The organism is Flavobacterium sp. GW821-FHT12A05 (assembly GCF_058807735.1).
Window position 1 is genome coordinate 319,931 of the sequence record NZ_JBXAQY010000003.1, and the last position, 12,889, is coordinate 332,819.

14 protein-coding genes and 1 riboswitch are annotated in these 12,889 nt (G+C 35.7%); of the genes, 3 read left to right on the forward strand and 11 right to left on the reverse strand.

The features are described 5' to 3' along the window. Positions 1-50 precede the first annotated feature (50 nt). From metQ to AC1RRQ_RS08070, 11 genes are all read right to left on the reverse strand, one after another. Positions 51-863 carry a methionine ABC transporter substrate-binding lipoprotein MetQ gene (gene metQ / locus AC1RRQ_RS08020; RefSeq protein ID WP_493022493.1) on the reverse strand — a complete coding sequence of 271 codons (813 nt, stop codon included), beginning with the start codon at positions 861-863 and terminating at the stop codon, positions 51-53. Between the two features lie 43 nt (positions 864-906). Next, a complete protein-coding gene (locus AC1RRQ_RS08025; RefSeq protein ID WP_493022494.1) occupies positions 907-1,560 on the reverse strand; it encodes a methionine ABC transporter permease MetI in 654 nt (217 codons plus the stop codon). Next, positions 1,553-2,584, reverse strand: coding sequence for a methionine ABC transporter ATP-binding protein MetN (metN, locus tag AC1RRQ_RS08030; RefSeq protein WP_493022495.1), 1,032 nt, complete (start codon positions 2,582-2,584; stop codon positions 1,553-1,555). Before metN ends, AC1RRQ_RS08025 begins: the two co-directional genes overlap by 8 nt. Before the next feature lie 347 nt (positions 2,585-2,931). After that, positions 2,932-4,410: an aminotransferase class V-fold PLP-dependent enzyme gene (locus AC1RRQ_RS08035; RefSeq protein ID WP_493022496.1), complete on the reverse strand. Its 1,479-nt coding sequence runs from the start codon at positions 4,408-4,410 to the stop codon at positions 2,932-2,934. Between the two features lie 34 nt (positions 4,411-4,444). Next, a complete protein-coding gene (locus AC1RRQ_RS08040) occupies positions 4,445-5,437 on the reverse strand; it encodes a redoxin domain-containing protein (protein ID WP_493022497.1) in 993 nt (330 codons plus the stop codon). Between the two features lie 278 nt (positions 5,438-5,715). After that, a riboswitch (SAM riboswitch) is annotated at positions 5,716-5,816 on the reverse strand. Between the two features lie 383 nt (positions 5,817-6,199). Beyond that, positions 6,200-7,285 carry an NAD(P)H-dependent flavin oxidoreductase gene (locus AC1RRQ_RS08045; RefSeq protein WP_493022498.1) on the reverse strand — a complete coding sequence of 362 codons (1,086 nt, stop codon included), beginning with the start codon at positions 7,283-7,285 and terminating at the stop codon, positions 6,200-6,202. 15 nt (positions 7,286-7,300) lie between these two features. After that, complete coding sequence (locus AC1RRQ_RS08050) at positions 7,301-7,678, reverse strand: nuclear transport factor 2 family protein (protein ID WP_493022499.1); 378 nt, start codon at positions 7,676-7,678, stop codon at positions 7,301-7,303. Between the two features lie 73 nt (positions 7,679-7,751). Next, positions 7,752-8,486, reverse strand: a complete 735-nt coding sequence (locus AC1RRQ_RS08055; protein ID WP_493022500.1) for an SDR family NAD(P)-dependent oxidoreductase — start codon at positions 8,484-8,486, stop codon at positions 7,752-7,754. 5 nt (positions 8,487-8,491) lie between these two features. Continuing rightward, on the reverse strand, positions 8,492-8,710 hold the full coding sequence (locus tag AC1RRQ_RS08060; RefSeq protein ID WP_012025971.1) for a tautomerase family protein: 219 nt from the start codon (positions 8,708-8,710) through the stop codon (positions 8,492-8,494). A gap of 4 nt (positions 8,711-8,714) precedes the next feature. Then, a complete protein-coding gene (locus AC1RRQ_RS08065; RefSeq protein WP_493022501.1) occupies positions 8,715-9,269 on the reverse strand; it encodes a YceI family protein in 555 nt (184 codons plus the stop codon). A gap of 285 nt (positions 9,270-9,554) precedes the next feature. Continuing rightward, on the reverse strand, positions 9,555-10,127 hold the full coding sequence (locus AC1RRQ_RS08070) for a Crp/Fnr family transcriptional regulator (RefSeq protein ID WP_493022502.1): 573 nt from the start codon (positions 10,125-10,127) through the stop codon (positions 9,555-9,557). Between the two features lie 171 nt (positions 10,128-10,298). Between AC1RRQ_RS08070 and AC1RRQ_RS08075 the strand changes: the two genes are divergently transcribed. The 3 genes from AC1RRQ_RS08075 to AC1RRQ_RS08085 all read left to right on the forward strand — a co-directional run bounded on the left by AC1RRQ_RS08075 (position 10,299) and on the right by AC1RRQ_RS08085 (position 12,821). Further along, a complete protein-coding gene (locus AC1RRQ_RS08075) occupies positions 10,299-10,700 on the forward strand; it encodes a DoxX family protein (RefSeq protein ID WP_493022503.1) in 402 nt (133 codons plus the stop codon). Between the two features lie 341 nt (positions 10,701-11,041). Next, entirely contained in the window at positions 11,042-11,920 is an 879-nt protein-coding gene (locus tag AC1RRQ_RS08080; RefSeq protein ID WP_493022504.1) for an oxidoreductase, read from the forward strand. A gap of 88 nt (positions 11,921-12,008) precedes the next feature. Next, positions 12,009-12,821, forward strand: a complete 813-nt coding sequence (locus tag AC1RRQ_RS08085; protein ID WP_493022505.1) for a helix-turn-helix domain-containing protein — start codon at positions 12,009-12,011, stop codon at positions 12,819-12,821. The last annotated feature ends 68 nt before the right edge of the window (positions 12,822-12,889 follow it).

Genomic DNA, 12,889 nt, shown 5'->3' on the forward strand with positions numbered 1-12,889 from the left:
ATATTGGGACTCCTAGCAAAAATTTATAACTAATAATTAATAATTCAAAATTACCAGCCTTTAACAGCGCCGCCTTTAAATTCGTGCTCGGCTGCTTTTTCTACTTCTGCAGATTGAAAAGCTTGTAAAAACTGTTTTACTTTTTCTTCGTTTTTATTGTCTTCACGGCTTACTACTAAGTTTACATAAGGCGAATCTTTATCCTCAACAAACAAAGCATCGCGTGACGGAACTAATCCGGCCTGAGAAGCAAATGTATTGTTGATAATCGCAATAGAAACATTAGCATCGTCTAAAGCACGAGGCAATTGCGGTGCTTCTAATTCTAATATTTTTAAGTTTTTAGGATTACTTACAATATCTGTTACTTTTGGTAATAAACCAACGCCCTCTTTCAATTTTAATAAACCGTTTTTCTGTAAAAGCAATAACGAACGACCGCCGTTTGTTGGATCATTTGGAATAATAATCGTGCTTTCGTTTTTTAGTTCCGAAAGGCTTTTGATTTTTTTAGAATAACCCGTAATTGGGTAAACAAATGTTTTTCCGATAATAGCCAATTTATAACCACGTTGTTTTGACTGCTCGTCTAAATAAGGTTTGTGCTGAAAAGCATTTGCATCAATATCGCCCTGGCTTAAAGCTTCGTTTGGAATTACATAATCATTGAAAGAAACCAATTCAACCTCTAGTCCAAATTTTTCTTTTGCTACTTTTTTAGCCGCTTCTGCTACTTTTAATTCTGGTCCGGCAGCAACTCCTACTTTTATGTGGTGCGGATCGTTGTTTTTACTCTTTCCGCAGTTTGATAAAATAAGTGCCAAAGCCAAAACTCCAGCCATTTTTAAAATATTACGTTTCATATCTTTTTATTGTAAATTGTTAATTATTAATTGTCAATTGAGATTATCTGTGGTCAAAATGTTTAGATAAAGCGTCGCCCGCAAACTGAATAAGGAATACTAATATTACCAGTAAACCCAAAACCGAATTCATTGTTACGGCATCATAACCAATATAACCGTATTGATATCCTACTTGTCCTAAACCGCCTGCTCCAACTGCACCGCCCATTGCAGAATAACCTACAAGGGTAATTAAAGTAATCGATGCTGCGTTTATTAACGAAGGCAAAGCTTCTGGAAGTAATACTTTATAAACGATTTGCAAAGGTGTTGCACCTAAAGCTCTTGCCGCTTCGATTAATCCGGATGGAAGTCCCAATAAACTGTTTTCAACCAAACGGGCAATAAATGGTGCAGCGCCAATACTTAACGGAACCAAAGCTGCACTCACGCCAATAGAAGTACCAACAATAGCACGTGTAAACGGAATCATCCAAACGATTAAAATAATGAATGGAATAGAACGAAAAACGTTTACCAAAACCGATAAAACTTTGTTTAAAACCGGCTGTTCCAGTATTTGATTTTTTCGGGTAAGGAAAAGTAAAACTCCCGTTGGAAGTCCGATTAGAAAACCAAAAAAGCCCGACACAAATGTCATAACAATGGTTTCCCAGGTTCCTTTTAATAATAAGTCAATAATAGAATCAGACATAACCTATGATTTCTGTTTTAATATGTTTTGAAATAAAATATTGAATCGCTGCGTCGTAGTTTTCGCGTTTTCCTGATAATTCAATCAGCATAACGCCAAAGTTTACGTCTCCGGCCTGATCCATCTGCGCGCTTACAATTTTGAAATTGGTATCGAACAATCTCGAAACTTCTGAAATAACAGGCTCATTAACAGATTTTCCAGTCATTTCCAGCTTTAATAACGGATTTAAGCTTCCATTATCTGTCTTTTGCAATTTATCCTGATACACAGCCGGAATTTCCAAATGAAGTGACGAAGCAATAAATTCTCTTGTCAATTCATGTTTTGGATCGGCAAAAATTTCGCCTACACTTCCCTGCTCTATTAATTTTCCGTGGCTGATTACCGCAACTTCATCACAAATCGATTTTACAACTTCCATTTGGTGTGTAATCAATAAAACGGTAATATTTAAACGACGGTTAATGTCTTTCAATAAATTTAAAATAGAACGTGTTGTAGCCGGATCAAGTGCACTTGTCGCTTCATCACACAATAAAACTTTCGGATTATTGGCTAAAGTTCTGGCAATGGCAACTCTTTGTTTTTGTCCGCCAGAAAGGCTTGCCGGATAATCATTTGCTTTCTCGGCTAAACCAACCAATTCCAGTAATTCTAAAACACGCGTTTTAATTTCGCCTTTTGGAGTTCCCACTAATTCAAGCGGAAAAGCAACATTTTCAAAAACGGTTCTTGAAGAAAGGAGATTAAAATGCTGAAAAATCATCCCGATTTGTCGTCTTTCAATTGCTAATTCTGCGTTTGAAAGCTGCATTAACGCTTTTCCGTCTACAATAATTTCTCCTGAAGTTGGTCTTTCCAACAGATTCACGCATCGAATCAGCGTACTTTTTCCAGCTCCGGAAGTTCCGATTACGCCAAAAATTTTCCCCGGCGGAACCCTAAGCGAAACATCCGATAAGGCAGAAACAATCCTGTCTTTCTGATAAAAAGTTTTGGTAACATTTTTTAATTCAATCATTTGTTCAAATTCAAATTTTAAAACAAAAAAGCCTTTCAAATCTTCATGAAAGGCTTTCTGAAATAAATAGTATTATTTTATATATAAGCCAGATCAGTGAATTTCACAGCATTACTACAGCACATCATACGGCTGCTATAATAATAATTCAAATTCTGGTTCTTGTTTCTCATTGCGGTTGCAAATTTAAACAGATAATTTTAATTTTTATGCATAAAAGACAAAACTTTTATTAACCTATCAAAATAGTAGATTATTATTTAGATTCCTCTTACAAGATTTACTATGAAATATTATCCCATTAGAAACCCGACAGGTTTTAGAAACCTGTCGGGTTTAAAACTTAACTAACTATAATCTAACTTAAACCATTCATTTACTTCTTCGGCTATATTTTCTTTAATTTCTGGATTTTCAAATTCATTTGTAACCGAATTATATTCATAATCTTTCTGCCATTTTTTATAATGTAAAGCAACCTGTTCGATTGCATCGCAAATAAATGAAAGTTCATCATTTGTCATAATCGGATGCAGTGATAAACGAACCCATCCCGGTTTGTTGGTTTGGTTTCGCTCTAAAAGTTCACTCGTAATAATGGCTGATTTTTTCTCATTTATATTGAAAAGATAATGCGCATAAGTACTCGCACAAGACCAGCCGCCACGAACCTGAATCCCGAAACGGTCATTTAAAAGTCGGACAATAAGATTATAATGAATATCTTCGATTACGAAAGAAACGCATCCAATTCGTTCTGTTGTAAGATCACCCAGAATCGACAAACCCTTTATTTTTTGAAGTCTTGAAAAACAAAGATCAAGCAATTCTTTTTCTCTGTTTTTAATATTTAAAACTCCCATTTTATCTTTTAATTCTAAAGCTAAGGCAGTTCTAATTACTTGTAGAAAGCCTGGCGTCCCGCCATCTTCTCTAACTTCTATGACCTCGCTGTAACAATATTTACCCAGCGGATTGGTCCATTTTACATTGCCGCCACCGGGATTATCCGGAAAATCAGATTTGTATAATTTTTCATTGAAAACCAAAACACCGCACGTTCCCGGTCCGCCTAAGAATTTATGAGGCGAAAAGAAAATAGCATCTAACTGCTGTTGCGGATCTTTAGGATGCATATCAATTTTGACATAAGGTGCCGAAGCAGCAAAATCAACAAAACAAAGTCCGCCGTTTTCATGCATAATTTTGGCTAATTCATGATAAGGCGTAATAATTCCCGTAACATTCGAACAAGCCGTAAAGGAGCCTATTTTTATGCTTCTCGAGGCATATTTTTTAATTTCTTTCGAAAGAACATTAGGATCGACTAAATTGTTTTCATCAGGAGGCAGAATCACCACTTCGGCATTGGTTTCATACCAAGAAACCTGATTAGAATGATGCTCCATGTGGGTAATGAAAACAACAGGTCTATCATTATCATCATGAATTCGCAAGCCCATTATTCTCTGCAGTTTTGATAAAGCTGCGGTCATTCCGGTTCCGGTTGTAACCAAAACATCCGATTCGCTTGCGTTAACCGACTTTTTTATGACATCTCTCGCATATTGATAAGCATAAGTTGAAGTTTTTCCTGTTTGACTTGAAAGTGAATGCGTATTGGCAATCATTGGACCAATTTTATTAAGCATAATATCCTCGATTGGAGCGTATAATCTTCCGCTGGCAACCCAATCTGCATACAGCAGATTTTGTTTTCCATAAACCGATTTAAAAGTATGATCTACACCTACAGTACTTTCTCTAAATTTAGAGAAGTAACATTCTAATTCAATTGGTTGTGTTTCTGTCTCAATAGCATTCATTTCCTTATCATTTAAATTAACTAAGTTTTTTTTATTAATTTGCTTGTCCTAAAAGCGATTTAAGCGTAGTCTGCAATTCTTCTCCATGCAGGTTCTTTGCTACGATAATTCCTTTTGAATCGACTAAATAATTCCCCGGAATGGCTCTTACACCATATAATTTAGCAACGGCGCTGTTCCAGAAAAGCAAATCAGAAACGTGTGTCCAAGTCAAATTATCATCCTGAATTCCTTTAATCCAGTTTTCTTTCTTTTTATCTAAAGAGATTCCAATAATATTGAATCCTTTATCGTGAAATTCTTTGTAAGCCGCTACGATATTTGGGTTTTCTTTTCGGCAAGGACCGCACCATGAAGCCCAAAAATCGACTAAAGTGTAACCACCTTTTAAATTTTCATAAAAACGAACTGGTTTACCTTCGGGATCATTGCTGGTAAAATCAGGGGCTTTTTTTCCAACCGCTAATCCGTTTAAAACAGTAACCAGTTCTTTTAGTTCTTTCACGTAAGTGGTATTTTGAAGGCTTTTATCAAGCAGAGCAATGTTTTGAGTGATTTCTTCCGGCGATAATCTGTACGACCAGTTTCTGTACAACACATAAGCTGAAACAATAGATTTAGGGTTTTCTGTAATGAATTTACTGATTTCTACCTCTTTTGATTTTCTATAGGTTTCGAATAAATTCTGAGATTCAGAACCTTCTACAACAGAATTACTGTAGTATTTTTTTGGATTTAGTTTTACTGTGATTGGGCCTTTTTCAAGGAAAATATACAACGGACTGCTTTGTGTGTTTACGCTTAAACCATATAATTCCGGTGTTTTTACTTTGGTTTTAAAACTAAAACTTCCGTCTTTTACTTTTACCGAATCAATTGTGGTAAACATTTTATTGTGAAATTTCTGCAGATAAACGTATTGTGCAACTGTATCTACAACAGTTCCTTTTAATTGTAAATTGCTGTCTTGTGCCTGAGTTTGTATAACTCCAAGAAATAAGGCGAAACCTAATAGTATTTTCTTCATTTTGTTTTGATTTTTAAGTGATGATATGATTTTTATTTTAGTTGAAATTAGACAAGGAAATTCCTTTAACCCAATGTAAAATGGATTTTAGCAAATGCTATTTATAAGGGGAAATTGGAGAGAGTTTAATGCTTTCGCATTCGGAAAACAGCAAAACTATTTGCATCAAAAATTGAATTCAAAAATTCATAAGCCGCGTATAAAGTTGAGTCTGCTTTCATTTAAAAGAATAAAAAGGTTTTAACATTCATGACCTTATTCAGATTTTGAGGAAATCTTTCTTATCTGTCCCGCAAAACGGGAAGGATTTAGCACCTTATTCGACAACAGGTTGCTAAGACATCATTGGGCCTATTCCCTCAGTCTTTCTGGATAAGTATCATACAGAATTTTTCTGTAGTACAAATATATATACTAATTCTATAAAATTAGTATAGTTTAAGAATATTTTTTTTAATATTATTTAAAGAGATGATGATTTCAGATATAAAACACTGTAAAATAAAACCTTACAACTAATAAAATCTTTTAGCATTTTTTTATTTTATAACAGAAATTCATACAGTTGAAGTAAACCGTACTCGAATTTGTGCACAGTTTAAACCCGACAGGCTTTAAAAACCTGTCGGGTTTAGTTGAATGAAAAGAGCTTCGACTTCGCTCAGCTTGACAGTAATAAAGTTAATAAAGTTGTCAGCCTGAGCGAAGTCGAAGGCACGCCAAGTACATCGTAATTTTATGTCATCCCTGACAAACGATACGTTATAACTTCAAGCCATCAAAATAAGCTGTAGTTTCTTCAATTAAAGAATGCATTAAATCTTTGGCTTTTGTATGTTTTAAGATTGGGGAAATTTGTCCGCCCCAAAATAATATCATATCCCATTTTTGCTGGTCAAGGGCTGCTTTTCTCAATGGCGATATAAAAGTAGTCTGCAACGGAAAAGGCAGAATAGCTGATTCTTTCCCCATTATATCTTTTGCGATTCGGCTTGTGATGCCGCGCCCGAGCCTTCCTGTATAGGCGCGAGAAAGCGTAGTGTATTTTGCAGCATCAGAAAACAACATTTCTCTGTGAATTGGCAATGCATTCGATTCATCGACAGCTAAAAAGGCGGTTCCAATTTGGCCTGCGCTTGCGCCTAATGTTAAAGCTGCCGCAATTCCTTTTCCATCGGCGATTCCGCCAGCGGCAATAATAGGAGTTTTAATTTTTTCACGCATGAGCTGCAGTAAAACAAAAGTTCCGGTTACAGATGCTTCGGCATTGGTTAAAAAAGAAGGTCGGTGTCCGCCCGCTTCAAAACCCGAAGCGATAATCATATCAACACCTTTACTTTCCAGAAAAAGGGCTTCATCAAGTGTTGTCGCTGCTCCTACCGTTACAATTCCTGATCTTCGGCATTGTTCTAAAACATCATCTGAAGGAACGCCAAACATAAAGCTAAAAACTTTTGGTTTGACATCTAAAATAACTTGTAATTGATTTTCAAATCTTGATTGAAACGGCGCTGGTTTTTCCGGTAACGGAATCCCAACTTCATCATAATACGGTTTAAAAAGCGCTTTTGTTTTCTCAAATTGCTCATCGGTTAAACCGCCATCCGGAATATCATGATCTGAAACCCAAAGATTAATGTTATACGGTTTATTTGTGGCTGCTTTTATCTGCTTGTCGACTTCGTATATTTCCTGCGGACTCAAAGTATAAGCTCCGTAACCGCCTAATCCGCCAAGATTAGAAACTGTAGTGGTTAATTCTACGGTTGACAAATTACCACCAAAAGGTCCTTGCAATATGGGATAATCAATTCCCAATAATTCCTTAGCTTTTGTATTGTACCACATGTGTTTCAATTTTAATTATTTGCTTGTATCGGTCAACATTTTATTGACGATAAGCCATTTGCCGTTAATCTTATGGAAAGATAAAAAATCCCTATAATTAAAGTCGTACATTTTAACATTTAATTCCGCCACAGCGATAGAATTTACAACGCTTATCTGCAGAATTTCTCCTTTAAAAGGTTTGCCGGAATCTTTTGGACTTTGTCGGTTTTTAACGCCGTCTAAATACAAATCAACAGTTTTAAAATAAGGCTGTCCTTTTACATCTCCAAATAATAATGTTCCGGGTTGAAAAATACTTCCTAAAAGCATTTCATCACCTTCGTAAATACCTTTAAAATAATAATTTTCTATGGCATCAGTAATGGCTTGAATTTCGATTTGATTTTCCATTTCGATTGTATTTTGAGCTTTTATGCTCTGAAAATTCCAGAGCATAAAAGCAGTTAATAAAATAGTTTTCACCTTAATTTAAATTGTGTCCTGCACCTTTTCCGCCATCAACATTAATGATTGATCCGGTAATAAAATTGCTTTTGGCAACGGTGTAGACCATTTCAGAAATATCATCGATCTCTCCTACTCTGTTTAATAAATGCAAACCGGCACTTTGATCTGCGTTGTCACCATGCATTGGCGTGCGGATTACACCCGGCGCAACGGTATTGAAACGAATATTCTGCTTACCAAATTCGGCAGCTAACTGAATCGTTAAAGCGTGAATAGCTCCTTTACTTGCAATTGGTGCCGAAGCCGGCCATCCGCCTAAACCATGATTTACCAATGGCGTCCCGATATTAATGACCACGCCGCCTTGTTGCTGCAGCATTTGCGGAATCACGGATTGCGTTGTAAAATAGGTTCCTTTTAGATTGGTTTTCAAAAAGGTATCTAAATACTCTTCATCTACTTCTAAGAATGGTTTACTGGCAAAAATTCCCGCATTATTAACCAATACATCTACGGATCCAAATTTTTCAAGTGCGATTTTAACCAATTGCTCGCCTGTTCTTTTGTCGCTTACATCTCCGGCAAATTTTGCCAGATTCGCTCCTGCTCCAAATTCATTGTACGTTTTTTCTAATGCGGTTTCTGTCAATGAATTGATTACAACATTATCACCTCTGTCTAAAAAATATTTAGCGATTCCTTTTCCAATACCAGATGCTGCTCCGGTAACAATTATAGTTTGTTTTTTCATGATGTTTATTTTTTATCGGCTGTAATGCCTTTTTCTCTTAATACTGAAACTTGTTCTCCGGCATATCCCCAATCGTCTAATTCGATTTCCTGAATCACAACGTGAGTCAAATGCGGATCTTTATTTAATACTTCTGTAATCAGGTTGGTAATACCGCTGATTAATTCTTGTTTTTGCCCGCGGGTTACTCCTTCGCGGGTCAATTCGATTTTTACGTAAGGCATGATGTTAGTTTTTAGATTGTCCGGAAAAAGAAGCTTCGGCTGTGATGTTAAAATCAAGCTCAAAGTCGTTGTAGATTAGGGTGTCTCCCAAATCCTTGAAGAAATTTCCTGAGCGGAATTTGATATCGTATTTAGTACGATCAATAATTAATTTGCCTGCAAGAGAAATAATATCGCTGTTGTTTTTTACTTCTGCTTCAAAACCAACTATGTGTGTGATATCTTTTATAGTCAGGTTTCCTTCCAGATGATAAGTAGTTGCTGCTATTTCTTTTACACTTAAAATATCAAATACCGCAGTTGGGAATTTTTCGATAGAGAAGAAATCATCCGAAGCTAAATGTCCGGCGAATTGTGTGTTTGTTGCCGGATCTGTTACATCCAGAATTTTAATAGAAGTAGTATCGATTACAATATTTCCTCCGTTTATTTTTCCATCATTGAAGATGAAATTACCATTTTTGATACCAATTGTACCGTTATGTGCACCAGTAACTTTTCTACCAGTCCATTCTACGCTGCTGTTTGAGCTTACGATTTCAAAATTTATTGTTTCCATTTTTATTGTATTTAAAAGTACAATACAAAGGAACGGCGACTATAAAAATTGGTTACGTGATGTAGATCACATTCTTTTTTTTTGAGGTTCTAAGGGACTAAGATGCTAAGGTTCTAAGTTTTTTTAGAAATGAATAATTAAAACATAGCCAGCGGTTTCAACCGCTGGAACGCAAAATATTGCCATAATCAAGATCCCTGGGGTTGAAACCACAGCTTATATTTTATAGCAGCAAATCAAAAAAAGAATCTTTATAATCTGTGAAATCTGTGGCTAAACAAAAAACTAAGAATTATAAAGCCTGCTTAAAGTTTCTCTCGAAACGCCTAAATAAGCAGCAATTAAATGCTTCGGAACCAGATTATACAATTGCGGATACAAAGCCAAAAGTTCTTCGTAACGGGTTTTGACATTATTATTCATAAACGATAAAAGTCTTTTTTGAGAAGCGATGTAGCCTTTATTGGTTCTCCAGCGAAAGAAATGCTCAACTTGATGAAATTCGGCACAGAGTTTTTCACGGTCGGCATTAGAAAGACAAAGTACAACAGCGTCTGTAATACAATCGACATTTATAGCGGCCGGAATTTGGTTGTAAAGTGCATTATAATCAGATGTCCACCAGGTTGGCATGGCAAACTGCAGAATGTACATTTTGATTTCATCATTAATATAAAAAGCTTTCAAACAGCCCGAAATCACAAAATATTCGCAATCTACTTTATCGCCTGCGCTGATAATGGTTTGACCTTTTTGAAAAGACAACATTTTAAAGTGCGAAAAGAAATATTCAAATTGTTCTTCTGTCAGCGAAGCTGTTTTGGCGATATGTTCTTGTAAAAGTGCTTTGGCTTCCATTTTTAATTTGAATATTCGAGTTTGAAAAGTGTTTTGTAAAGTTATAAAATCAAATGAACTTATGGATTGTCTATTTGAGATTTGAATTTGTCCGTTTCACCAAAATACCAATATGAAATCGACTGCCGTTGACGCAATTTTGTCCTGTTTAACAACTTAAAATTTAAAATCATGAATGCAAAAACAACAAAAATTATTTATTGGACAGGAATTATTTTAACTTCTTTATGGTTTGGTGCCAGCGGTTTTTTTGAATTGACAACCAACAAATTGGTTTGGAAAATTACACAACAATTGGGTTATCCGGCTCATTTTATTTACATATTGGGTGTAATGAAAATCTCGGGAGTTATCACCTTATTAATACCGAATAAGCTATTACGATTAAAAGAATGGGTATTTGCCGGAGTATTTTTTGATATCATTTTCGCTTTCTTTTCAAAACTGGTTGTATTAGGTTTCCCTGCAACTATTGATGCCATCATTGCTTTTGTAATGGTTAGTGTTACTTATATAATGTTTAGAAAATTATACAATGCAACTTATATTGCAAGCGTTTCTGAGGAAAATTAAGATTCTGAAGTACTGCATATTTTAATCTCGCAAAGTCGCGAAGAAGCAAAGATTAAACTTGGCGTCTCTGCGACTTTGCGAGATTCTTTTTTCATTATAAAATGGCTTTAGCCTAACACGTAATTTTGGCTAAAGCCTCTAAAACACACTTCTCTTAATCTCCAGCTAAAGCTGGAGGCAATTGAATCTGTTGAAAATCCTTTTAATCTGCAGCAAAAAACCTTTGTCCCTATGCAACTTTGTTTCTTTGTACCTTTAAACAAACTATTTTGAGCTTTTCAACAAAGCAATAACCTTCAATCCCGACGTAAATTTGTAATGAACTTAAAAACACAATTACAATGAACAAAATATGGTTTATTACAGGAAGCTCTCGAGGATTAGGACGTAATCTTACTGAGGCAGTTTTAGAAAGCGGTGACAAAGTAGCGGCTACTGCACGAGACATTAATCAGTTAAATGATTTAAAAGAAAAATTTCAAGATCAGATTCTGCCTTTGAAATTGGATGTTACTAATTATGATGAAGTACATCAGGCGGTAAACAAAGCCGTTGAACATTTTGGAAGAATCGATGTATTGGTTAACAATGCCGGATTCGGAATTATTGGTGCCGCAGAAGCGTATACAAGCGAGCAAGTTCGCAGTCAGTTAGAAACTAATTTATATGCGCCTATTGAAATTACCCGTGCAGTTCTTCCGTATATGCGTAAACAAAAATCAGGACGCATTTTACAAATCAGTTCTGTTGGCGGACGCGTTGGAAATCCGGGATTAACAATGTATCAGGCAGCAAAATTTGGTTTGGGTGGTTTTACTGAGGCTTTAGCCAAAGAAGTTGCATCGCTTGGAATTTTTGTGACCAGTGTTGAACCAGGAGGTTTCCGTACCGATTGGGCTGGAGCATCAATGACATACGCCGAAGATATTGAAGGTTATGAAATGGTAAAACAACGTACGGATTTCTTTAAAGCAGGAAATTTTGTTCCGGTTGGTGATCCTGAAAAAGCAGCAAAAGTAATGGTTGATCTGGCTTCGCATCCAAATCCGCCTGTACATCTTGTATTAGGAAGCGAGGCTATTGGAATCTTGCAAATCGCTGATCAGGACAGATCAAAAGAAATGGAAAAATGGATGAATGTAAGTTTGTCTACAGATCATGATGATACTGAAAATGTTATGGATACCACGCAGGCAAAATGGTTTATTGGTAAGAAATAAAACCTTTTAATTATCAATTAATAATTGACAATTAATAATCAGGCAGTATATTAAAAAAGTACTGCTTGATTTTTTATAAATTTGTAATATGAACGATTCAAAAATAAATCAGAAGACCTCGCCAATTGCGTATTCCTGCTATTACACACAAAATCGTGAAGGCGAGCAATTTGCTCCGGACCATGTTTTGAGTTTTCAGATTTCGGGAATTTTGACTTTAAATAATGGGAATAAAGAATATGTTTTTAATCCTGGCGATTTTAGGTTTATCAGAAGAAATCAGCTTATTAAATTCATCAAACAGCCTGATCCGAATACCGCTTTTCAGTCTATTTCGATTTATTTAAGTCAGGAAGCGCTTCGTGATTATTCTATACAATACAATCAAAAAACAAGTTTGATTAAAAGTCCGGAAACGGAAATGGTTTTTCAGTTAAAAGATGTTCCTCTACTAAAAAGCTATATGAATTCGCTGATTCCGTACATTAACGAAGATCAGCTTATCACCGAAGAACTTCAGGCTTTAAAGGTCAACGAAGCCATTACAATTTTACTCCAATGTCATCCGGAATTAAAAGACATTCTTTTCGACTTTAACGAACCCGGAAAAATTGATCTGGAGGCGTTTATGAAAAAGAACTTTCATTTTAATGTACAATTAGATCGTTTTGCTTATTTAACGGGAAGAAGTCTGGCTACTTTTAAAAGAGATTTTCAGCGTATTTTTGACATTTCCCCAAGCCGATGGCTCATCCAGAAAAGATTACAGGAAGCGTATTATCAAATTAAAGAAAAAGGAAAAACGCCTTCAGAAGTTTATTTAGAGGTGGGCTTTGAAGATTTATCGCATTTCTCCTTTGCATTTAAAAAACAGTTTGGGTTACCGCCTTCTAAGGTTTAGTATATTAGTCGCGGTTTGCAGTTTTCAGTCTCAGTTTTCAGTCGCAGTTTACAGTCGCGGTTTTCAGT